19 protein-coding genes are annotated in these 22,583 nt (G+C 64.8%); 10 read left to right on the forward strand and 9 right to left on the reverse strand.

Features of this window, described 5'->3' with window-relative positions; all coding sequences use genetic code 11:
• Positions 1-68: 68 nt before the first annotated feature.
• The gene (gene guaB / locus HMPREF2807_RS06875; protein WP_070511366.1) at positions 69-1,583 is read left to right on the forward strand and encodes an IMP dehydrogenase; all 1,515 of its coding nucleotides are present in this window, start codon (positions 69-71) and stop codon (positions 1,581-1,583) included.
• A gap of 9 nt (positions 1,584-1,592) precedes the next feature.
• Positions 1,593-2,789, forward strand: a complete 1,197-nt coding sequence (locus tag HMPREF2807_RS06880; protein ID WP_070511368.1) for a GuaB3 family IMP dehydrogenase-related protein — start codon at positions 1,593-1,595, stop codon at positions 2,787-2,789.
• 62 nt (positions 2,790-2,851) lie between these two features.
• Here the strand turns inward: HMPREF2807_RS06880 and HMPREF2807_RS06885 are convergent, their stop codons facing one another.
• Positions 2,852-3,835 (reverse strand): EamA family transporter, encoded by a 984-nt coding sequence (locus HMPREF2807_RS06885; RefSeq protein WP_198531385.1) that lies wholly within the window; start codon positions 3,833-3,835, stop codon positions 2,852-2,854.
• A 74-nt stretch (positions 3,836-3,909) separates the two neighbouring features.
• Between HMPREF2807_RS06885 and HMPREF2807_RS06890 the strand changes: the two genes are divergently transcribed.
• Positions 3,910-4,836 (forward strand): LysR family transcriptional regulator, encoded by a 927-nt coding sequence (locus HMPREF2807_RS06890; protein WP_070511372.1) that lies wholly within the window; start codon positions 3,910-3,912, stop codon positions 4,834-4,836.
• Between the two features lie 24 nt (positions 4,837-4,860).
• A complete protein-coding gene (guaA, locus tag HMPREF2807_RS06895; protein ID WP_046648408.1) occupies positions 4,861-6,429 on the forward strand; it encodes a glutamine-hydrolyzing GMP synthase in 1,569 nt (522 codons plus the stop codon).
• A gap of 522 nt (positions 6,430-6,951) precedes the next feature.
• Here the strand turns inward: guaA and HMPREF2807_RS06900 are convergent.
• Genes HMPREF2807_RS06900 through HMPREF2807_RS06910 form a run of 3 tightly spaced genes read right to left on the reverse strand, consistent with a single transcriptional unit; the run spans position 6,952 to position 10,271 of the window.
• Complete coding sequence (locus tag HMPREF2807_RS06900; protein WP_070511374.1) at positions 6,952-8,121, reverse strand: HNH endonuclease signature motif containing protein; 1,170 nt, start codon at positions 8,119-8,121, stop codon at positions 6,952-6,954.
• A 33-nt stretch (positions 8,122-8,154) separates the two neighbouring features.
• Positions 8,155-9,204, reverse strand: coding sequence for a threonine aldolase family protein (locus HMPREF2807_RS06905; RefSeq protein WP_070511376.1), 1,050 nt, complete (start codon positions 9,202-9,204; stop codon positions 8,155-8,157).
• A gap of 11 nt (positions 9,205-9,215) precedes the next feature.
• Positions 9,216-10,271, reverse strand: a complete 1,056-nt coding sequence (locus HMPREF2807_RS06910; protein ID WP_046648405.1) for a PspC domain-containing protein — start codon at positions 10,269-10,271, stop codon at positions 9,216-9,218.
• 113 nt (positions 10,272-10,384) lie between these two features.
• Between HMPREF2807_RS06910 and HMPREF2807_RS06915 the strand changes: the two genes are divergently transcribed.
• Complete coding sequence (locus HMPREF2807_RS06915; RefSeq protein ID WP_198531386.1) at positions 10,385-11,533, forward strand: ATP-binding protein; 1,149 nt, start codon at positions 10,385-10,387, stop codon at positions 11,531-11,533.
• Positions 11,534-11,535: 2 nt separating this feature from the next.
• Positions 11,536-12,189: a response regulator gene (locus HMPREF2807_RS06920; RefSeq protein ID WP_070511379.1), complete on the forward strand. Its 654-nt coding sequence runs from the start codon at positions 11,536-11,538 to the stop codon at positions 12,187-12,189.
• Positions 12,190-12,214: 25 nt separating this feature from the next.
• On the opposite strand, the gene HMPREF2807_RS06925 is transcribed toward HMPREF2807_RS06920, so the two are convergent.
• Complete coding sequence (locus HMPREF2807_RS06925; RefSeq protein ID WP_070511381.1) at positions 12,215-12,625, reverse strand: hypothetical protein; 411 nt, start codon at positions 12,623-12,625, stop codon at positions 12,215-12,217.
• 59 nt (positions 12,626-12,684) lie between these two features.
• On the opposite strand from HMPREF2807_RS06925, the gene HMPREF2807_RS06930 reads away from it, so the two are divergent.
• Positions 12,685-13,368, forward strand: coding sequence for a hypothetical protein (locus HMPREF2807_RS06930; protein WP_070511383.1), 684 nt, complete (start codon positions 12,685-12,687; stop codon positions 13,366-13,368).
• Positions 13,365-14,909: a DNA polymerase Y family protein gene (locus HMPREF2807_RS06935; protein ID WP_070511385.1), complete on the forward strand. Its 1,545-nt coding sequence runs from the start codon at positions 13,365-13,367 to the stop codon at positions 14,907-14,909. Before HMPREF2807_RS06930 ends, HMPREF2807_RS06935 begins: the two co-directional genes overlap by 4 nt.
• A 5-nt stretch (positions 14,910-14,914) precedes the next feature.
• On the opposite strand, the gene HMPREF2807_RS06940 is transcribed toward HMPREF2807_RS06935, so the two are convergent.
• Positions 14,915-15,568 carry an AMIN-like domain-containing (lipo)protein gene (locus HMPREF2807_RS06940; RefSeq protein WP_083306696.1) on the reverse strand — a complete coding sequence of 218 codons (654 nt, stop codon included), beginning with the start codon at positions 15,566-15,568 and terminating at the stop codon, positions 14,915-14,917.
• Positions 15,569-15,666: 98 nt separating this feature from the next.
• Here HMPREF2807_RS06940 and HMPREF2807_RS06945 point away from each other — a divergent pair, with 98 nt between their 5' ends.
• Positions 15,667-16,536 carry a sucrase ferredoxin gene (locus HMPREF2807_RS06945; protein WP_070511388.1) on the forward strand — a complete coding sequence of 290 codons (870 nt, stop codon included), beginning with the start codon at positions 15,667-15,669 and terminating at the stop codon, positions 16,534-16,536.
• Positions 16,537-16,554: 18 nt separating this feature from the next.
• Here the strand turns inward: HMPREF2807_RS06945 and HMPREF2807_RS06950 are convergent, their stop codons facing one another.
• The 3 genes from HMPREF2807_RS06950 to HMPREF2807_RS06960 form a co-directional block, all read right to left on the reverse strand.
• On the reverse strand, positions 16,555-17,235 hold the full coding sequence (locus HMPREF2807_RS06950; protein WP_046648398.1) for a methionine ABC transporter permease: 681 nt from the start codon (positions 17,233-17,235) through the stop codon (positions 16,555-16,557).
• Positions 17,232-18,275 carry a methionine ABC transporter ATP-binding protein gene (locus tag HMPREF2807_RS06955; protein ID WP_070511390.1) on the reverse strand — a complete coding sequence of 348 codons (1,044 nt, stop codon included), beginning with the start codon at positions 18,273-18,275 and terminating at the stop codon, positions 17,232-17,234. Before HMPREF2807_RS06955 ends, HMPREF2807_RS06950 begins: the two co-directional genes overlap by 4 nt.
• A gap of 104 nt (positions 18,276-18,379) precedes the next feature.
• Positions 18,380-19,276, reverse strand: a complete 897-nt coding sequence (locus HMPREF2807_RS06960; RefSeq protein WP_070511392.1) for a MetQ/NlpA family ABC transporter substrate-binding protein — start codon at positions 19,274-19,276, stop codon at positions 18,380-18,382.
• A gap of 164 nt (positions 19,277-19,440) precedes the next feature.
• Here HMPREF2807_RS06960 and HMPREF2807_RS06965 point away from each other — a divergent pair, with 164 nt between their 5' ends.
• The gene (locus tag HMPREF2807_RS06965; RefSeq protein ID WP_070511394.1) at positions 19,441-22,578 is read left to right on the forward strand and encodes an error-prone DNA polymerase; all 3,138 of its coding nucleotides are present in this window, start codon (positions 19,441-19,443) and stop codon (positions 22,576-22,578) included.
• Positions 22,579-22,583: the final 5 nt, after the last annotated feature.

Here is a 22,583-nt window from a genome sequence, read left to right on the forward strand (position 1 = left end):
GCGTCTACGCACTACAGTGAGGGCTACCGCATACAACTATCTGGTCAGTTTAGGAGAGCCCCACCCTCATGAGCCACGTCCACACCGGCGGAGACAACCCCGACAAGATTGCACTCTACGGCCTTACTTTTGATGATGTCCTGCTGTTGCCGGCAGAATCCAACGTCGTTCCCTCCGAGGTGGATACCTCGGCCCAGTTCACCCGCAACATTCGCCTCGGCGTGCCGCTGGCATCCGCCGCGATGGACACCGTGACCGAGGCCCGCATGGCCATCGGCATGGCGCGTCAGGGCGGCATCGGCGTCCTGCACCGCAACCTTTCCGCAGAGGAGCAGGCTCAGCAAGTAGAGATTGTGAAGCGCTCCGAGTCCGGCATGGTGACCGACCCGGTCACCGCCACCCCGGACATGACTATCGATGAAGTGGACACGCTGTGCGCGCGGTTCCGGATTTCGGGCCTGCCGGTCGTCGATAAGCAGGGCACCCTCGTGGGTATCTGCACCAACCGTGACATGCGCTTCGAGCCGGATTTCTCCCGCAAGGTTTCCGAGATTATGACCCCGATGCCGCTGGTTGTGGCCAAGGAAGGCGTCAGCAAGGAGGAGGCGCTGGCGCTGCTGTCCGCCAACAAGGTGGAGAAGCTGCCCATCGTCGACGATGCAAACAAGCTCGTCGGCCTCATCACCGTCAAGGACTTTGTCAAGACTGAACAGTTCCCCAACGCCTCCAAGGATTCTTCCGGGCGCCTGCTCGTGGCGGCGGGCATCGGTACCGGTGAGGAGTCCTACCAGCGCGCGGGCCAGCTTGTCGACGCCGGCGTGGACGTCCTCGTCGTCGACTCCGCCCACGCCCACAACAACCGCGTGCTGGAGATGGTCTCCCGCGTGCAGAAGGACTTCGGCGACCGCATTGACGTCATCGGCGGCAACCTGGCCACCCGTGAAGCAGCCCGCGACATGATTGAGGCTGGCGCCGACGCCATCAAGGTCGGCATCGGACCGGGCTCCATTTGCACCACGCGCGTCGTGGCGGGCGTCGGTGCCCCGCAGATCACCGCCATCATGGAGGCCGCCGCCGTGGCAGGCCCGGCGGGCGTGCCGGTTATCGGCGATGGCGGTATGCAGTACTCCGGTGACGTCGCCAAGGCCTTGGCAGCCGGCGCCGATGCCGTCATGCTGGGCTCCATGCTGGCCGGTACCACGGAGGCACCGGGTGACATCGTTGTGGTCCAGGGCAAGCAGTACAAGCGTTACCGCGGAATGGGTTCTATGGGTGCCATGCAGGGCCGCGGCCTGACGGGCGAGAAGCGCTCCTACTCCAAGGACCGCTACTTCCAGGCCGACGTCAAGAGTGAGGACAAGCTGGTGCCAGAAGGCGTCGAGGGACGCGTGCCTTTCCGCGGTGATATTGATGCCATCGTTCACCAGATCGTGGGCGGCCTGCGCGCTTCCATGGGCTACACCGGCTCCGCTAACCTGGCTGAGCTCAAGACCAAGCAGTTTGTCCAGATCACTGCTGCGGGGCTCAAGGAGTCTCACCCGCACCACCTCCAGCAGATCGTCGAAGCTCCGAACTACCGCTAAGGACTAAGAATGCGCGATTACGTAGAAATCGGCGTGGGCCGCGAGGCCCGCCGCACCTATGACTTGAACCAGATTTCCCTGGTGCCGACTCGCCGCACCCGTTCCTCCAAGGACGTGGACACCTCATGGCACATCGATGCCTACACCTTCGACGTTCCGTTCGTTTCGGCGCCGACTGATGCGCTGGCCACACCCGAATTTGTCATCGAGATGGGCAAGCAGGGCGGCTTGGGTGTTATTAACGCCGAAGGCCTGTGGGGCCGTCACGAGGATTTGGAAGGCGCGATTGCCCGCGTGACGGAGAACTTCGGCGACCTGTCCACGCTGCAGGAGCTGCACGCAGCACCCCTGAATGAGGAGTTGCTGGCAGAGCGCATCGCGCAGGTGCGCGATTCCGGCGTGACCGTGGCCGTGCGCGTCTCCCCGCAGCACGCCCGCGAGCTGGCGCCCGTGGTTATTAAGGCCGGCGCGGAGTTGCTGTTCATCCACGGCACTTTGATTTCCGCCGAGCACGTGCAGACTGGCGGCGAGCCGCTCAACTTGAAGGAGTTCATCGGCTCGCTGGATACCCCGGTGGTGGCCGGTGGCGTGGCGGATTACACCACGGCGCTGCACCTCATGCGCGCGGGCGCTGCGGGCATTATCGTTGGCTCCGGCGTGAACACCAACCCGGAGACCGTAGGTATTGATATCCCCATGGCGACGACCATCGCGGATGTTGCGGCCGCACGCCGCGACTACCTGGATGAGACTGGGGGCCGCTACGTGCACGTGCTTGCCGACGGCGACATCTTCACCTCCGCCGACATCGCCAAGGCCATTGCCTGTGGCGCCGATGGTGTCGTTCTAGGGCCAGTGCTGGCCCGCGCGGCGGAGGCCGGCGGCAAGGGCTGGTACTGGCCGTCCACGGCCGGCCACCCGCGTTTCCCGCGCGGCCTCATCGAGCCGATTGGCGTGGCCGATGCCCTCCTGGGCACCGGCACTTCTGGCGCCGATGCTTTTGACGCCGCTGCTTCTGGCAACGCAGCTTCTGGCACCGCCGAGGATGCCTCAGCGGGTGCGCCTTCGTTGGAGGTCGTGCTCCATGGCCCGTCCAACGAACCGCTGGGTGAGCTCAACTTGGTTGGCGGGCTGAAGCGCGCCATGGCAAAGTGCGGCTACACGGATCTGAAGTCTTTCCAGAAGGTTGGGCTAGCCGTTCGCTAGTCCTGCAGGCGCAGCTTCCCCCGTTGGGGCGCTGCGCCGCTCAGCCTGCCTCGGGACGGAGTTTACTTCGCTGCCTCGGCGTCCTTTGTGCTGAGCACTGGACTCACTGCTGGATCAGAGCTGCGATTGCGTGGCTTGTGAAACCGCGGTAGCCGGGGCTTCTTCAGGCGGCGTGGGCGCAGTGCCACCTTGCGGAAAACCACGCGCCCGCGCGCCGGCGCCATGGTTTGCAGCACCGAGGCCACCACCACCAGCCCGATAGCTGCCAGCTTGAGCTGAGAAATATTCTGTGAAAGCAGAATCCAGCCAAAGAGCGCGGCGAAAACGGGCTCCAAAGCGATCAAGATGGAAAAGACGTTGGGGGCGAGCCTGCGCAGCGCAATGAATTCCAACGAATAGGGGATGAGCGAGGCCAGCACGCCCGTGCCCAGGGCAAACAGCAATAGGGTGGGGTCGCTGGCCAACGCCACCGCCCCGCGCCCACCCACTGGCAGGAGCACGAGGCCGCCGATGAGGAAAGCCATAGCCAAGCCGTCTGCACCGCTAAAGAGCGCCCCGGCCTTCTTGCTGGCCAAGATATAAGCAGCCCACATCGCGCCGGCGCACAGCAGGAAGAACACACCTCGCAGGTCGAGGGGGTCTCCGTTGAAGGAATCCAGGCCCATCAGACCCATGCCGAGAAGGGCGAGGGCGACGCAGGTGGCGTCGCGAAGCGAGCGGGAGAGGCACGCCGCCAGCAGCAGCGGGCCGAGGAACTCGATGGTGACCGCAGGGCCCAGCGCAACGAGCTCGATGCCGGCGTAGAAGAAGCCGTTCATCAGGCCCAGCGTGAGGCCGAAAATGGTGGCGGAGATCCATTTCTCACGGCTCCATGTGTGCACGCGCGGTCGCGCAATGGCGAGCAGAATCACAGCGGCGAAAAGCAGACGCAGCGAGGCAGTGCCCCACGGGCCGCCAATGGGGAAAAGCTGAATGGCGAGGCTCGCTCCGAGCTGGAGGGAAAAGCACGAGCCGATGACGCACAGAACGGCAAACGGATTGGTCATGCAGTTCATTGTGGGGTGGGAAGAACTGTTAGTCTATCTACAGTTTTTAACACGTACCTGTTAGGGATTCTGTCATGTTGGATCTGCACCGTTTGCGCATTCTCTACGAGCTGCAACGCCTCGGCACCGTCACCGCGGTGGCGGAATCGCTGCGCTATACGCACTCGGCTATCTCCCAACAACTGGCGCAGTGTGAAAAGGACGTCGGCGTGGCGCTGTATGAAAAGGTCGGCCGGCGCGTGCGTTTGACGGAGCAGGGGGAAATCCTTGCGTCTTATGCTGAGCGGATGCTCGCGTTGGCGGATGAGGCGGAGTCGCAGGTCATCGCATCAACCAATGCGGTGCGTGGCACGATTAAGGTCACGACGTTTCAAACCATCATGTCCTCGCTGGTCCCGCGGGCGCTCACGGAGCTGGCCAGGGAGTACCCGGACCTGCGCGTGCAGATCATCCAGCGCGAAGCCGATGGCGCGATGGAGCTGCTGGCGCGCCGGGAGGTGGACCTCATCCTGGGTGAGGAGTACGAGTCGGACATGCCCGCCACGGATGAGCACACCCATCGGGAGCTGCTTCTCGACGACCCCCTCCGCCTCATCACCCCACTCACCGGCCCCTGGAGCGAGTTGCGATTGGAGGATTTTGCAGCGTTCGATGACGAAATCCCTTTTGCCATGGACCCGGAGGAGTTTTTGTTGGGGAGGTTCGTCCACCGGCTGTGCCGCAGGCATGGGTTTAACCCCAGTGTGCTCTATGAAACCCCGGACCCGTTCCTGCACGCGCACCTGGTGCGTACGGGCCACGCGGTGGCGGTGATCTCGGACCTTTTTCTCGAAGAGATCGAAGGCGTGCGTGTGGTTGCCTTGCCTGGTAATCCCACCCGCACGCTCTACATCGCGGTTCGCGCTGGGCGCGAGGGACACCCTGCGCTGCGGGCGTTTCGGGCGGCGTTGAGCAAGGCAGCTGCCACCGCGAAAGATTATGGGCCACTCCCTGCGGTCTAGGGTGCGGGTTCTTGCGTTAAACTGATGACCGTGACTAACCCAAATACAACCCCGCGTCCTGTCCTCGTGGTGGATTTTGGCGCCCAGTACGCGCAGCTCATCGCCCGGCGCGTGCGTGAGGCCAACATCTACTCCGAGGTTGTCCCCAATTCCGCCTCCGTGGAGGACATCAAGGCCAAGAACCCGGCCGCGCTGATCCTTTCCGGTGGCCCGTCTTCCGTATACGCGGACGGCGCCCCTGCTCTGAAGCCGGAGCTGCTCGAGCTCGGCATCCCGGTCTTTGGTATCTGCTACGGCTTCCAGTCCATGACCCAAGCCCTGGGCGGCACCGTGGCCTCCACGGGTGCCCGCGAGTACGGCCGCACGGACATGACCGTGTCCGGCGGCGTGCTGCACAAGGGTCTGGAGGACACCCACAAGGTGTGGATGTCTCACGGCGATTCGGTCACGGAAGCCCCGGAGGGCTTTGAGGTGACCGCCTCTTCCGAGGGCGCTCCCGTGGCAGCCTTCGAGTGCCTGTCCAAGCAGATGGCCGGCGTGCAATACCACCCGGAAGTTCTCCACTCGCCGCACGGCCAGGAGGTGCTCACGCGCTTCCTGACTGAGGTAGCAGGCTTGGAGCAGAACTGGACCGCGGAGAACATCGCGGAGCAGCTCATCAACGATGTGCGCGAGCAGATCGGCGAGGAAGGCCGCGCAATCTGCGGCTTGTCCGGCGGCGTGGATTCCGCCGTAGCCGCAGCCCTCGTGCAGCGCGCAATCGGTGACCGTTTGACCTGTGTCTTCGTCGACCACGGTCTGCTTCGCGCGGGTGAGCGTGAACAGGTGGAGAAGGACTTCGTGGCGTCGACTGGCGCCAAGCTCATCACCGCTGATGAGCGCGAGGCTTTCCTTTCCAAGCTGGCCGGTGTGACCGAGCCGGAGGCCAAGCGTAAGGCCATCGGTGCGGAGTTCATCCGCTCCTTCGAGCGCGCCGTCGACCAGGCCCTGGACGGCCAGGATGCCGCCTTCCTGGTGCAGGGCACGCTGTACCCGGACGTGGTGGAGTCCGGTGGCGGTGACGGTACCGCGAACATTAAGTCCCACCACAACGTGGGCGGCCTGCCTGACGACGTCGAATTCGAGCTCGTCGAGCCGCTCCGCCTGCTCTTCAAGGATGAGGTGCGCGCGGTTGGCCGTGAACTGGGCCTGCCGGAGGAGATCGTGGCGCGCCAGCCCTTCCCGGGCCCGGGCCTGGGTATCCGCATCATCGGCGAGGTCACCGAGGAGCGCCTCGAGACGCTGCGTCAGGCGGACCTCATCGCGCGTACCGAGCTGACCAACGCTGGTCTGGACGGCGAGATTTGGCAGTGCCCGGTGGTGCTGCTTGCCGACGTCCGCTCCGTCGGCGTCCAGGGCGACGGCCGCACCTATGGCCACCCGATCGTCCTGCGCCCGGTCTCCTCCGAGGACGCCATGACCGCAGACTGGACCCGCCTGCCGTACGACGTGCTGGAGAAGATCTCCACCCGCATCACCAACGAGGTCAAGGAAGTCAACCGCGTGGTGCTCGACGTAACCTCGAAGCCGCCGGGAACCATCGAGTGGGAGTAAGCGCAGCCGAAAGACACTAGGACACGCACTGTAGTAGTGCAGTGGAGTATCTCAGTGAGATAGCTCGGTGGTAGAAAGCGGGCAGCGAAGCAAACTCCCAGACGCTGTGTAGCGCGGCCGCGTTCCCCGTTTTCGATCCCCGGCACTCAGCTCCGCGGAATGGGGGCAGATGGCGCGGTGCCAGGCTCCTGCGTACCCTCCAGGGGGTGGTCGCGACAGGCGCCAGTCTGGATGGCGTTAGCGTGCCCGTTGCCAGTATCGACGGCGTTAGTACGCACGGCACAAGGACGCATACCTCTATATCGCGCGCGCGAGTAGCCGCACGCCGAGCAAATTTTCTCAGCGAGCGGCTGGTTAAAGCGGCTGTGTGCCGTAGGGTGTCTCCGGCTGGTGGGGCTGCGGAGCGGCAGCCTGCGACCGGTTGGTTCGGCGGAGCGGTGACCCGCGAGCCGCTGAACCATTGAGCCGGCGGGGTGGCGCTTCCACCGTGAGATCAGGGCGAAGTCTACGGACTAAAAGCACTCATGAACTCGGTGGCGGGTCCGGAGGTTCGCCGGAGTTATGCGGTGGCGCGCCGGAGACAGGGGCTGGTGTCCCACGCGGCGTGGTGCGTGGGTCGGGCGGGCCGGATGCCGGCGGATCCGTGGATGCGCGAGCTGGCCCCGGAGCGGAGCGCGGCGGGTGGGCCGGGCTTTCAATGGGAATCGGCGGCCCCGCCCACGGCGGCAGGTAGTGCACGCGGCCATCGATGCGGTCGAGGCGCCCGCGGCCGGTGGGCTTTTCTGGATCATCGTCATTGACCGCGTTGTGATACGCACACAGTGGCACCAAGTTGGCCATGTTTGTCGGCCCGCCGTCCTGGAAACGGGTGAGGTGATGAATTTGCGAATCCTCCGCGGGCGCGTTGCAACCCGGCCACGCGCACGTCGGGTGCTCCGCAGACAGCGCGAGGCGCTGCTTGGTGTTGGCGAAACGGCTCGCCATGTACAGGTTCACGGGGCCGTGGTGGGGGTGGACGAGGGTGATGAGGCCGACGTCGGCAAGCTTTTCGCGCACGAACTCCGCACCCGTCATCGTGGCCCCATTAGTCAGCTGCAACTCAATCTCCTCGCCATCACCATCGACGATGCGGTCGAGCTCATCCAATCGCACGATGACGTTGGACTGCAGCTTCTGGCCGGAGCCACCCCCGCCGCGGAACACGGTATGCGCCGCGGTGAGCAAGTCCTTGTCGGTGGTCTTAAGCACGGCCAGCAATTTGGAAATATTGAGCGAGGAATCCGTAATGCTCAGCGTGTGGTTGCGGCCCGCGCGCCGCGTCACTCGCACGCCTGGGGCGGGGTCCTTGGGCGGGCGCCATTCTTTGAGCTTTGCCTTCGCCACCATGGGGATTTTCTCCCGCGGGGTGGCAGCTAGTAGCTGGCGCAGCTCCCAGGCCCTGCGGGCTTTGAGCTTGGAACAATAGCGCTCGATATCGAGGAGCGTGAACACGTCGTGGCCCGTGCGGCGGGCCTTGCGCTGCCGGGAGCGGAACATCGTGTCCCCGAAATACACCGCGTGCAGCCCTAGGAGCTTCTCCGCGAAATCCGGCCGCGCACCCATCTCAACCAGCTGAGCGCGTGTGACACCGGCGCATTGCTCGACCACGTCGAGCCCGCGCGCTAGTGCTTGAATGTAACCCCCCAGTTGCATAGCCCACAGCCTAAACCAGGCCGGGGAACCTCGCTACTTGAGCGCAGAAATCGCAGCGCAAAGCTTATCGACGTCCCTCTCTTCCGTCGACCACGCCGTACAGAATCGCACCACGCGCAGGCCTTCGTGTTCTTCGAAGAACTGGCACACGAAGTCTTGCGAGAGCTTCTCTTCCTGCTCGCGGGTCAACAGCGCGAATTGCTGGTTGGTGGGGGAGTCAAAGAGCATGTCGATGCCTGCGGCACGAAATGCCTCGGCGATGCGCTGGGCTTGGGCATTGGCGCGGGCGCAGATCTGCTCGTAGAGGGTCGTTGCTGCGTCGGCGGAGGCAGTAGGAGGGGCGCTGAAGAGGGCGGCGAATTGCGCGCCGAGCAACCAGCCCTTGGCTAGCAGGCCGCCGTTTTGCTTCATCGCATTGCGAAAGCGCGGCGCGCCCGCGGGGAAGACGATGGCCTCGCCGAAGAGGGCACCGCATTTGGTGCCGCCGATGGTGAAGACGTCGACAAGCGTGGCCAGGTCCGGCAGGGTGATATCCGCAGCGGACAGGCCGTAGCCGAGGCGGGCGCCGTCGACAAACAGGCCCAGATCGTACTCGTCGCAGACCTCGCGCAGGGCCACGAGTTCGGCGCGGGAGTAGGCGGTGCCGAACTCGGTGGGCTGCGTGATGTAGACCAGTGCGGGCTCCGGCATGTGCTCTTCCACCCCGGAGGCGCGGTACTCATCCATGCAGGCGCGAACCTGCGCGGCGGTGATTTTTCCCAGCTGGTTCGGCAACGTGATGACCTTGTGCCCGGTGTGCTCGATGGCGCCCGTCTCATGGGTGGCGATGTGCCCGCTATCCGCCGCGATGACACCCTCCCAGGGGCGCAGGCGGTGGGCGATGATGGTGGCGTTGGCCTGCGTGCCACCGACCATGAAATGCACCTCAGCGTTCGACGCCTGGCAGACAGTGCGGATGCGCTCAGCGGCCGTGGCGCACAGCTCGTCGGCGCCATAGCCGGCATAAGCCCCACCCGCCCCCGCGATGGCATCAAGGACGCGGGGGTGGGCTAAACGGTGGTAATCGTTGCCGAAGTGAATCATGGTGGGCCAGTTTAGCCGGTGACGGTGAGCTCGCCGATGCCTTGGTCGATGCGGATATCTAGCAGCGCATCATCGTCATGGCGGTTGGTGCAGTTGCTTTCTCCTAAGCCGCTGTCACAGGTGAGTGATACAGGGACGTCCTTCGGGAGGATGACCTCGACGCTGCCGATGCCGACGTCGATGGTGACATCGTGCTTTTCCTTGAGGTCTTCGATTTGGCTCAAATCCACCGTTGAGGTGCCAATACCTAGGTCATAGTATTCCTGGAGCTCATCTTCATGGGTGGGCGCGATGTGCTGAGAACCGACATTGAAGCGGGCGCTGAAGCCGGATTCTTCGTCGGCCTCGATGACGAAGGTACCTCCAAAGAAGGCAATCGTCAGGGCAGCCCCCACAGCGCCGAGGGTAATCGCGGCCTCAGCCCACTGCGAACCGCGCTTCTTTTTCGGTTCTTCCCGCGGGCCCGGCTCCGGCAGGTCCCAGGCATCGGGCACCACGCCGAGTGGATCCCAGGACGGCGGGGTCGTGCGCCCCGGTGGGAAGGGGTGTCCGTCTGCTGGGGTATAAGGGTTGAGGTTGACCGGTTCCTCGCGCACCGGCTGTTCGGCAGCCAACAGCCCGCTGGGCGGTAGCGGTTCGCGTTGGTGAAGGGCGTACCACGCCAGCGCCAACAGGCCGAAGGTCAGCGCAGCGGGCGGAAGGCCGGCGAGGAATTGTCCGCTGAGGAACAGCGGGCCGGAGCCAAACGTCAGAAGGACGCCGATAATCAGCACCCAGCCGAGCTCTTGTTCCTCCTTGACGCCATCCTTGCCCATGGCCGCATCGAGCGGGCAGTAGGGCGAACCGAAGCGCGGCATGAGCGCCCACGCGAGGAGGTAGGCGGCGATGCCGCCGCCGAAGGCGAGTGCTGCGACCACGAAGGCCACGCGCACAATCGTGGGGTCAAGCTGGTAGCGCACCGCGATGCCTTCGCAGACACCAGCGATGTGCGCGTCACCGCCCTGTTTCTTGGGAAGGCGGACGGGGCGGGTCGTCCACATCTGGTTGAGTGTGCTGTTCTTCGTCATGCTTTTATGGTGCCGCGTGGGGCCTCGCGGCGGTATCGGTAATCGCCCTGATTTTTTGACCTCAGGGTTGTCCCTGATGTGCCCGAGGGGTGGCGCGTGGGACTATGGCTAGTATGACTTCGCCCTATGTGCCCGCAGAAAACGCGGCGCCCTATCCCGTGATGTCGCGTCCCCAATCTGGCCGCGTGGTCGCCGGCGTGGCGGCGGGGCTGGCGCAGAATCTGGGGGTTTCGGCGCTCTCCGTGCGCATCGCCTTGACCGCGTTGACCCTGCTGGGTGGGGTGGGGGCGATGGCCTATGCCGGGCTGTGGATTTTCACGCCCGCGCTTGACGACGCCCCCTCCACCCGCCGCAGCCCCCTCTCCCTCGTGCTGGTGTTCCTGGCGCTGGCGGGTAGTGCGGTGGGTGTGTTGGGGGTTTCGGGGGCGTCGCTAAGCGTGGCGGTGCCATTGGCGGTGGTGGCCATCGGCGCGGTGCTGGCGTGGTTGGCGTATGACCGCGGGCTGAACACGCCGGTGGGCCTGGTTGCTGTGGCGGCCGGTGCCGTCCTGGTCATCGGTGGCGTCGTGGTGGCGGCGGTGACGTGGGAGAGCGGATCGGGTTCGGCGATCCTGGCCACGGCGCTGACGCTGGTGGGCTTTGGCGCGCTGGTGGTGCCGCTGGTGCTGAAGCTCTGGCGCTCGCTATCTCAGGAACAGGCGGCGAAGGCGGTTTCGGAGGAGCGCGCCGAGATTGCCGCCCGCCTGCACGATTCGGTGCTGCAGACGCTGGCGCTGATTCAGAAGCAGGCGGGGGATTCGCGCGAGGTGACGCGTTTGGCGCGCGCCCAAGAACGCGAGCTGCGCGCCTGGCTTTTCGATGCCCCCTCCGCCGCCCCCACCACCTGTTTCGGTGCCCTCGAATCGGCGTGCGGGGAGGTGGAAGATCTCTTCGACATGCGGGTATCTGCTGTGACGGTGGGTGAGGACACGGAGCTGACGGAGTCCGCGAAGCTGCTTATCCAGGCCGCGCGTGAGGCCATGGTGAATGCCGGCAAGCATGCGGGTGTGGACGTGGTGGATGTTTATGCGGAGTTGTTGGCGGGCGAGCTGAGTATCTTTGTGCGCGACCGCGGGGTGGGTTTCGACGTGGAGGATATTCCCGCTGATAGGCACGGGATTCGTGACAGTATTCGCGCGCGCGTAGAAGGATCTGGTGGGCGCGTGCGGATTTCCTCGACCCCGGGGGAGGGCACCGAGGTGGAGCTCGCGGTAGCGTTATGAGCATGGTGAAGGTCTTTTTGGTTGATGATCACTCCGTCTTTCGCGCGGGCGTTCGCGCGGAGCTGGCGGCGTCCTCGGAGATTGAGATCGTGGGCGATGCCGGGACCGTTGCGGAGGCGCTGGAGGGCATTGCGCGTACCTCCCCGGACGTGGTGCTTCTCGACGTCCACATGCCCGACGGCGGTGGCCTCGCCGTTATTAACGCGACGGCTAATCAGCCGTCGCGGCCGGTGTTTTTGGCGCTGAGCGTGTCAGATGCGGCGGAGGACGTGATTGCGCTGATTCGGGCGGGCGCGCGCGGGTATGTGACGAAGAATATTTCCGGCCCGGATCTGGCCGAGGCGGTGGTGCAGGTCAATAGCGGGGATGCGTATTTCTCGCCGCGCCTGGCGGGTTTTGTCCTCGACGCTTTTGCTTCCGGTTCGCCCGCGCCGGAGCCGGAGGAGGGACAAGACCCGGCGGTGGATGCGCTCACGCGGCGCGAGCTAGAGGTCTTGCGGTTGCTTGCGCGCGGCTATACGTACCGCGAGATTGGCAAGCAGCTGTTTATTTCGGTGAAGACGGTGGAAACACACGCCTCCAATATTTTGCGCAAGACCCAGCAGTCCAACCGCCATCAGCTCACGCGCTGGGCCACCTCGCGCGACCTGGCTTAAACAGCCTGGCCTAGGCGGGTTGGGTTTAGGCAGGGGGTGCGTAGGCGAGCTTGCGGGAGCCGTCGACGTGGGGAAAGAGCAGGAAGGCCGCGCCTGAAACGAGCACCCACACCAGTGCGCTGCCCCAGGCAGGCAGCGCGAGGAGTGGGGAGAACATGACCATCAACCACAGCACCATAAGCGGGATGAGCTGTGCCGCGTTGGGCAGCATGGTGACGTTGTGGCGCTGGGCATAATCACGCAGGTCCGCGCGGTAGGGGTGTAGGAGTACGAGCGCGCAGGCCGCGAGGAGGAGGAGCAGGCTGAGCCCCAGCGCGAGGCCGAAGTGGATGCGGCTGGTACCCACCGCCACGGCGGCGCCGGCCAAGGCAGATCCGCCGAGTCGCACCCACAGCGGAGTGGGGATTGGGGTGGTGTGCGTGCGGAGGGGATTCATGGCGCCTAACGCTACCAGCGCAATTGCGCGCGTCCGGAGAGAGGTTCATAATAGGAGCCATGAATCAAACAGGTGTTCGTGTGGTGGGCGGATCGCAGGCCGAGCAAATTGCGGTCCTGCGCGCCCAGATTCAACGCCTGGAAACCCCGGATGTTGCCGCGCAGGTGCAGCCGGAGGTGGAGCTTCTCGGCGTCCCCGAAGGGCTATCTGAGCTGCTCCCGGGCGGTGGCCTTCCCCGCAAGCGGGCAACCGTCTGTGCGGAATGTGCCGCTCTCGTGGTGGAGCTGATATCCCATGTTAGCGCGGCGGGCGGACACGTTGCGGTGGTGGGCTGGCCCGATCTCTCACTCGCACAGGTGGTTGAGGATGGAGATATCTCCCGGGTCATCGCGGTGCCCGAACCGGGCGCGGAGCCCTGGGCGGTGACCGGCGTGCTGTGTGAGGGACTGGACCTGGTGGTGCACAAAGGCACAGGCGAGCTGAGCCCCACCCGGGCGCGCCCCGTGCTGGCGAAGGTGCGAGCAGGGCAGGCGGCCCTGCTCACCGTGGGAACCCGGCTGCCAGGAACGGCGATGGAGATAGGTGCGGAGGTCGTCGCGGTGCATGGCTTGGGCCGGGGCAGCGGGCGTATTTGGGGAGTTGATATAGGGGTGCGGGTGGCGTCGGCAAGCATGCGCCCGCGCCGTGGAGTGCTCACGTGTGGGCAGCGTCTGGACGCGCGCCCACGCCTGGAGGTCGTGTGAGGGTCGCGGCGCTGTGGTTCCCGGATTGGCCTATCCAGGCGCTGCAGGACGCTGACAGGGCAGCGTGCGTTATTGCTGCTCAGCACCGCGTGGCGGTCTGCAACGCAGCAGCGCGCCGGGCAGGGGTGCGCCGCGGGATGCGGGTGCGCCAAGCCCAAGCTCTCCTACCGGAGCTGCGCGTGGAGGAGGCCAACCCGGACCGAGACGGCGTGGTCTTCGCGGAGATCGCCGCGGGGCTGGATGCGGTGGCCTCCTCGGTGGAGGTGCTGCGTCCGGGCTTGGTCATTGTGGATGCGGGCGCGGCCGGGCGTTTCCACGGCAGTGAGGCGAAGGCGGTAGAGATGCTTGTCGACGCCACCTCCAGATCCCGCCTCGACGCCACCGTCGGCGTCGCCGATGAGATCGCCACCGCGCTGATTGCCGCGCGCCACCACAACCTGGGCGCGGTAGTCCCGGCAGGCGGCTCGCGCGACTTTCTGGCTCAGCAGCCGGTGGGAGTATTGGCCGCGGAAGTGGCGCTGGGGTGTGCGGCGGACGTGGTGCATGCCTTGGAGCAGCTGGGCGTGCGCACGTTAGGGGAGCTGGCGAGTTTGCCGCTGCGCCAAGTCACCACCCGTTTCGGCGAGGCTGGACGGCGGTGCCACGCGGTGGCCGCGGCCGCACCGGATCGGCGCGTGGCGCCGGAGCTTGCACGCCCGGACCTGGGCGTGGAGCAGGGCTTCGAAGAACCCTTAGAGCGCGTAGACGCCGCGGCCTTTGCCGCGCGCCAGCTCGCGGCGCGCCTGCATGTGGTGCTCGATGAGGCCGGCGTGGTGTGTCTGCGGCTGCGCGTTGCCGCGGAGTTCGAGGGCGGCGAGCGTTTGGAGCGGATCTGGCGTACCCAGGAAGCGCTCAGCGAGGCCGCCACGGCGGACCGCGTGCGCTGGCAGCTCGATGGCTGGCTGAGTGCTGCGTGGGCGGGGAGTGCGCCGGGTGAGGGAGGAGGCGTCGTCAAGCTGGCGTTGGAGCCGGTGGAGGTCGCCCCGCCGGGGGATGGACTCCTGTGGGGCGCAGGCGAATCCGCGGAGCAGGCCAAGCGTGTCATCGCGCGGGTGCAATCCCAGCTGGGGGTGGACCGCGTGCTGCAGCCTCGCCCGGCGGGCGGGCGTGGGGTGGCCGAGCGCATCGAGTACGTCCCCTATGGCGAGCAGCGCGATCCGCAGCCGGAGGGCACCTGGCCGGGGCGCATCCCGGCGCCGCTCCCGGCGAGCCTGGCGCACCCGGCCGCGCGGATTCGGCTTATCGACGTCTCCTCGAAGGAGGTCATCGTCACCGCCGAGGCCCTCCTTTCCGGGGAGCCGGCGGGTCTGGGATGGGGGCGCCACCGCTACCGGGTGACCGGTTGGGCCGGCCCGTGGCCCGTAGACACCGGGTGGTGGGAGGCGGGTGCGGCGCAGCGCTGCGCGCGCCTGCAAGTCGTCGGAGAAAACGAGAAAGGCCAGCGCGCCTGGCTCCTCGTGTGGGCAGGCGGGCGCTGGTCTGTGGAGGCAACCTATGCCTGAACGGCTTAATTCAAGATGTCGATGACCAGGCGCGTCGGCCCCCTGAGCACCTGGACCGAGTACGGGTGGCGTTCATTAAGCCCGATAACGAACTGCGAGCGAGCCTCGAAGGTGCCGCCGTTGACCACCTGGGTCACCAGCCCGCCGGCGCCCTTTACAGTGCCGATGTTCGGGTCTTCCATGTCGAGCTGGAAGGGGTAAGCGGTGCCGTCGATGCTGACGTCGAGCGCGGTGGAACCTTTGTAAGCAATCGGGTTGCCGGAGCCCTGCTGGGCGGGGGCATCGGTGTAATCGATGAACCAGCCCGGTGAACCGTCCCCGACAAACTCGAAGACCACGCGGTCAAAACCTTCGTGCTTGCCCACGCGGACATCAGTCACCACCAGCTCCGAGGGGGCCGGTGGGCGGAGGGTTTTCATCTCCATGTTGGCGTCGCCCAGCGGGGTCAGCCCAGCCGGTGCGGCGGGGGAGGGGGCAGTGGGAGTAACGGTAGCCGTGGAGGTGGAGGCGCCGGACAGGGTGGCGTCGAGAGTCTTCGTGGGGCCGTCGGGGCTGCCGTCCGGGGAGGAAGACGGAGCGCATCCCTGAAGCGCGAGTGCACCCGAGACAACGAGTGCGGCCACTGGGGCGGCTGTGCGCAAGAGACTGTGTTTCGGCATGGTTTCGAGCGTAGTGGCACTACGGGGAATTATATGCATCGAGCTAGGCATCGTAACCACATTGTTGTGAAGAAAGTGATGCCAGTTAAGATGGCGCCATGACCTTCTGCTCCGACGTCCAGGTCGAGCCCCTGGCCGGTACCGCAAAACAAGAATCTGTGTACGTCCTCTTTGAGTGGCCCACGGCCTGGTCTCGCGACGTGCTTGACGGACGTACCTTTGGCCCCGGCTTGACTGCGAAGCTCAAGGCCAAGCTCAAAGGCGTGGCGGGCCTGCAACTCATTCGCCGCCCTGGGCGCGCCGGGCATGAACGGGGGGCGGGGCACTTCCGCTGTTTCGTCGTGTGGGCACGCGAGGGGTTGGTACAGGATTATGTCCTCAACGGCCCGGAGGACATCCTCGATCTGGATCTGGAGCACCCCACTGGCACGTGCCTGCCGCTGGTGCTCGTGTGTACCCATGCCAAGCGCGATGCCTGCTGCGCAATCAAGGGCCGCCCGCTTGCCGCCTCCCTGGCGTGCGAATTTGGGGAGACCGTGTGGGAGACCTCCCACACCAAAGGCCATCGTTTCGCACCGTCGGTGCTGCTGATGCCCTGGGGATATTCCTTCGGTCGCCTCAACGTGGAAGCTGGCCGCGAACTCGTGGGCAAGGCGCTGCACGGCGAGTATTTCTATCCCGCTAACCGCGGTTCCGGCCTCACCACGCCCCAAGGGCAGGTGGCGGAGCTCGCGGTGGCGCGCCAGCTTCTCGACGCCTCCGAGACCCTCCACTACGGCGACCTCACCGTCGACGCGGCGGAAACCCCCGCCGCGAGAAATAGCGTCGTTGTGCGCCACCGCGATGGCCGCGCATGGGACGTAGAACTCGAAGAAAAAGAGGCCTCCGGCGTCGTCTCTTCTTGTGGAGACGAGCCGAAGACCTCTCGTTTCTATGCCGCGCGCCGCGTCGAAAAGCGCAGCGTATAGAGCACGGGGTCGGCGCGGTTAGCGGCGCATAATCTTGGCCGAGAGCCAGTTGCCAAAGAACTGCGCTGCCTGCACCAGCACGATGATGATAAGCGTAGCCACCACGGTGACCTCCCACTCGAAGGCGCGGTAGCCGTAGACGATGGCGAAGTCACCCAAGCCACCGCCGCCGACGTAGCCGGCCATCGCGGACATGTCGACGATGCCGATGAACAGGAAGGTGTAGCCCAGCACCAGCGGGCCCAGCGCCTCCGGAATGATGACCGTGGTGATGATCTTCCACGGCGAAGCGCCCATCGCGCGGGCTGCTTCAATCACGCCCGGGTCCAGCGCCACGAGATTCTGCTCCACGATGCGCGCCACCGCGAACGTGGCCGCAATAACCATGACGAACGTGGCCGGTTCACGGCCGATAGAGCTGCCCAGCACCGCCACCGTCAGCGGCTGGACAAAGGCCAGCAAGATGATGAAGGGAATCGGGCGAACAAAGTTCACCAGGATGTTGATGATGAAGTAGATGGGCTTGTTCTGCAGGATGCCGCCCGGGCGGGTGGTGTAGAGCAGGATGCCGAGAACCAAGCCGATGATGCCGGCGATCACCAGGGTGGTGGCGACCATGATGAGGGTGTCCTTGACGGCGTCGACAAGCGTGCCGCCCAGTCGATCCCAATTGGCCTGCGCGAGGTAGGTGACGTTCATCGTTGGATCTCCTCAATGTCGGTGGTGCGTTGCATATGTGCGTAGAAGTCTTCGATGGCGGCATCCGGGCCGTTGAGGCGCACGGTGATCTTGCCGAAGGAATGCTTCTGCAGGGTGGTGATGCCGCCGTGGACCACGGCGATGGACACTCCCTCGTCCGCGAGCTTGCCGGCGGCGCCGAAGAAGCCCGACTTTTCCGTCAGGTTGATGGTGAACAAACGTCCTTCGTGGGCCAGCAGGTCATCGGCCTCCACGACGTCCGGGGTGTTGCGCAGCGAGGTGGCCACGAACTTCTCCGCCACCTTGGTCTGCGGATTGGAAAAGACCTCGTAGACGCTGCCGGCCTCAATGACGCGGCCGTTTTCCATAACGGCCACCTTGTCGGCGATGGAGCGCACGACGTCCATCTCGTGGGTAATGACCACGATGGTGATGCCGAGATCGCGGTTGACCTTGCGCAGCAGGTCGAGCACCTCGTGGGTAGTGGTGGGGTCCAGCGCCGAGGTGGCCTCATCCGCCAGCAGCAGGGAAGGGTTATTCGCCAAAGCGCGGGCGATACCGACGCGCTGTTTCTGGCCACCGGAGAGCTGCTCCGGGTAGTTATTGCCCTTGTCCGCCAGTCCGACGAATTCCAAAAGCTCCTGAACGCGCTTCTTACGCTCCTGCTTCTCGACGCCCTGCAGCTTCAACGGGTACTCAATATTGCCCGCCGCGGTGCGCGAGGACATGAGGTTGAACTGCTGGAAAATCATGCCGATGTTGCGGCGCAGACCGCGCAGCTGCTTTTCGGGCATGCCGACGACATCGGTGCCGTCGAGAAGCAGCTCTCCCGACGTTGGGGTATCGAGGCCGTTGATCATGCGCACCAGCGTGGACTTGCCGGCACCCGAGAAGCCGATGATGCCGACAATCTCGCCGGACTCGACGGTCAGGGAGACGTTATCGAGTGCTTTCGTAGTGGTCTTTTTGTTTGTGAAGACTTTGGTGATGTTGCGGAACTCAATCCGGGTGCCTCGAGGGGCGCCAGTGTGGTCAATCACGTGAGGTGTCCTTGTGGGGGTTATGTGAATCGTGTGTAACGGCCAAATCCCCCGGCCACACACTGAAGCGTGAACGCGGGGGGACATGTGGAGTAGCGGGGAGCTTAGGCTTCCTCTTCGAGGCGGTCCAGAATCTCCTGCAGCTCTTCCTGCGGGCGGTCCACAGCCACGGCGGTGTCGCCGGAGGACTTCAGGACGGCCTCGGTGACCTTCGGGTCCTTCCACAGCTTGGCCAGCTCGTGGAGGGTCTCGTTGTCAGCATCCTCGGCGCGTACGGCCCAGACGTTGATGTACGGCTCTGCCTCGGTGGAGTTCGGGTCATCCTCTGCCACAGCGGACTTCGGGTCGATGCCCGCGCGCTCCAGGAAGGAGTTGTTAATGACGGCCGGCTTGCCCTCGCCGTAGGCGGCCGGGGTCTGTGCGGCGTCCACCGGGGTGACGGTGACCTTGGACTCCTTCTCGTCGATATCGAGCGGAGTCGGGATCAGCGGGCTGTCCTCCTTAAGAGTGACCAGGCCCTCCTGGGCCAGCAGGCCGATAGCACGGCCCTGGTTCGTGGAGTCATTCGGGATGGCCACTTCCTGGCCCTCAATGTCGGAGAGGTCCTTGTGGTCCTTCCAGTAGATGGCCAACGGGTAGATCTCGGTGGAGGCGAGCGGGACGAGGTCGGTGCCGTTGCCCTGGTTGTACTTGGCCAAGAACTGCAGGTGCTGGAACTTGTTGGCGGTCAGCTGACCCTGATCCAGAGCCTGGTTCGGGGTGTTGTAGTCCGCGAAGTTCTCCAGCTTCACGTCGTAGCCGGCCTCCTTGGCCAGGTCCTGGAAGACAGCCCACTCTTCCATGTTGGCGTCGGTGGTGCCGATGGTGATGGTGGAGTCCTTGGTAATTTCTTCGCCGTCGCCTTTGGCTTCAGAGTCCGAGGAATCGGAGGAGCAGGCGACCAGGCCGGTAGCGGCGATGACAGCTGCCGAGGTGGCAGCAAGTACGCGACGGATGCTCATGATGGGTCTTAGTGTCCCTTCTTGGTCGTGCGGCACGGGGTGAGGCACCGCAGGTGATTACACTGCTCGAAAAACTAGCAACGATTGAACCGCTTTGTCTATTCCGGTAATTGTTCAATGAAAGTCTTGACGGGAATGAGTGTTCGATTATAAGGTGTGGGGCTATGAGGTTCAATGGGGGTGCAGCGCTACCGTGGTCCCGCGTCGAGCGGATCTTGTCTGGCCGCCCGGGGCCCATTCCCGTATCGGTGGATCATCTGCCGGACGCTACGGATGCCCCGAAGGCGGGGTACTCTGCCGTGCCTTTTGCGGAGCTGCATGCGGTGAGTTCCTATAGCTTCCTGCAGGGAGCCTCCGAGCCGGAGGAGCTTGTGGCGCGGGCGGTCGAGCTGGGTTTAAAGGGAATGGCGCTGGTAGATAGGGATGGCTTCTATGGGCTCATGAAGTTTGCAGAGGCTGCCGCGAAGGTCGGCCTTCCCGCTGTTTTTGGCGCGGAACTGAGCCTCGAACCAGCGCCATTAACTGTGCTGGCGCGCACTCCGGAGGGGTACCGGCGTTTGTCGCGGCTCATCTCCCGCGCACGTATGGAGGCGGGGGAGAAAGACGCGGTGTCCTATCCGCCGTTGGCGGATATTGCGGCGGAGTTGCAGGAGCATTGCTTCTTTCTTGTGGGGTGGGAATGGGCAGAGCAGTTCGACTATCTGAGCGAAAGAATTAAAATAGACAGCATGGTTTTGGAGTACTCCTGTACCCAAGTTCCGGAGGACGTTGACCACCACGCGCTGCTGGATTCCTGCCCGGTTCCGCGCGCTATCGCCACGGCCCGCCCGGCTGCCGCCACACGGGAACACGCGCGGTTGGCTGGGGCCAAACAAGCCTTGTCCCGGCGCCTCGCGCTTGCCGACGCCTCCCCCAACTCCCACCCCATGGGCTCGTCCTGGCTGCGCTCGGGGGAGCAGATGGCGCAGCTATTTCCAGACCGTCCAGAACTTATCGCGGAAACCGTCCGAGTGCTGGAGGAGTGCAGCTTCACCTGGGAAGCACTGGCTCCCAATTTGCCGGATTTCGACGTGCCGGAGGGGCATACCGAGATGTCCTGGTTGGAGTACCTCACCTTCGAACGTGCGAAAACGCGCTACGCCACGCGGCCTAAGGAGATTAGGGAGCGGGCGTGGGAGCAGATGAGGTATGAGTTGGGCGTCGTGAAGCAGCTCGGCTTTCCGGGTTACTTCCTTATTGTGTGTGACTTCGTGGATTTTTGCCGGCGGGAGAACATCCTGTGTCAGGGGCGTGGCTCGGCGGCGAACTCCGCGGTGTGTTTCGCGCTGGGGATTACGAATGCGGAGCCGATTTCCGCGGGTCTGCTCTTTGAGCGCTTCCTTTCTCCGGATCGTGATGGCCCGCCGGATATTGATATTGATATTGAATCAGGCCGCCGCGAGGAAGTTATCCAGTACGTCTACGCCAAGCATGGCCGCGAGCGTGCCGCGCAGGTGGCTAACGTGATTACGTATCGCCGCAAAGGTGCGCTGCGGGATGCTGCGCGGGCGTTGGGCTATCCGCAGGGTTCGGCCGATGCGTGGTCGAAAGGCCTAGCACCCGCGCCGAGCGACGTCGAATCCTTAGCCGAGCAGTTCCTCGGTCAGCCACGCCACCTGGGCATTCACTCTGGTGGCATGGTGCTGTGTGACCGGCCGATTGCGGATGTCGTGCCCGTGGAATGGGCACGTATGGAGAACCGCTCGGTGTTGCAGTGGGATAAGGACGATTGTGCCGCAGCCGGGCTGGTGAAGTTCGACATGCTGGGTTTGGGCATGCTCGAAGCGCTGCATCACATGATGGACTTGGTGGAGGAAACCACCGGCAGGGTAGTCAACCTGTGGGAGCTGGACCTGGCGGACCCGGAAGTCTATGACATGCTCTGCCGTGCGGATGCGGTGGGGGTGTTCCAAGTGGAATCGCGCGCGCAGCTCAACACGCTGCCGCGGCTCAAGCCACGGGTCTTCTTCGACCTCGTGGTGGAGGTCGCGCTCATTCGCCCCGGACCTATTCAGGGCGGGTCGGTGCACCCTTACCTGCGCCGTCGCGATGGCATAGAAGCGGTGGAGTATGACCACCCGGTGTTGGAAAAGTCCTTAGGCAAGACGTTGGGCATCCCACTCTTTCAGGAGCAACTCATGCAGATTGCTGTCGATGCCGCTGGTTTCAGCGGCGCGGAGGCTGATGATTTGAGGCGCGCGATGGGCTCGAAGCGCTCGCCGGCCAAGATGGCAGCACTCAAGCAGCGTTTCTACGACGGATTGCAGGAAACCAACGGGATTGCCGGGGAGGTCGCGGACAAGTTGTGGGCCAAAATTGTCGCTTTCGCCGCCTATGGTTTCCCGGAGTCGCACTCGCAGTCTTTTGCCTCCTTGGTGTACTTTTCGGCGTGGTTTAAGCGCTATTATCCGGCGCAGTTTTGCGTGGGTCTGTTGCGCGCGCAGCCGATGGGTTTCTATTCGCCGCAGTCCCTCATTCAGGATGCACGCCGTCACGGCGTGGAGGTGCTGCCGGCCACCGTCAACGATTCGGGCCGTGAGGCCCGCGCCGTGGTGGGGGAGGATGGCCAGGTACGTATCCGTTTGGGGCTCAACCTCATCAAGGGGTTGGGCGATAAGGCCGCTGACCGCATTGAGGCGGCCGCGCCGTTTGCCGACGTCCCGGATCTCTCCCGCCGCGCCGATCTCACCGTCGATCACGTGGAGGCCCTCGCGGTGGCGGGGGCCTTGGATGTCTTTGGGGTGGATCGTCGCCAAGCGCTGTGGCAGGCAGGTGTGGCCGCGACGGAACAGGCAGGGATGCTACCGGGACTTTCTGCCATCGAGGCGCCGTCCTTGCCGGGAATGAGTGCTTTCGAGCTCATGGCGGCGGATGTAGCAAGCACCGGCGTGACCCACAACCAGCAGCCCATGGAGCAGGTCCGCGGGGCGCTGCGTGCCCGCGGCGTCCTGTCGGCGGCGGACCTGCCGGCCGTGGAGGATGGCACGCGCGTGCGCATCGCCGGGGTGGTCACGCACCGCCAGCGCCCCCAGACCGCGGCTGGTGTGGTGTTCTTCGGCCTGGAGGATGAGACCGGGCTGATGAACGTGATGGTCTCGCCCGGCCTATGGGCCCGAGACAAGGTCACCGCTCGGACGGCTCCTGCGCTCATCGTGCGCGGTATCGTGCAGAATGCTTCCGGCGCGGTTACCGTCGCCGCCGACCAGCTGGAGCCGCTGGCCTTCGGCGAGGCACTCTCGCGCGGCTCGAGGGATTTCCGCTAGGGGTG

This window comes from Corynebacterium sp. HMSC074A09, assembly GCF_001811545.1.
In the GTDB taxonomy this organism is placed as follows: domain Bacteria; phylum Actinomycetota; class Actinomycetes; order Mycobacteriales; family Mycobacteriaceae; genus Corynebacterium; species Corynebacterium hiratae.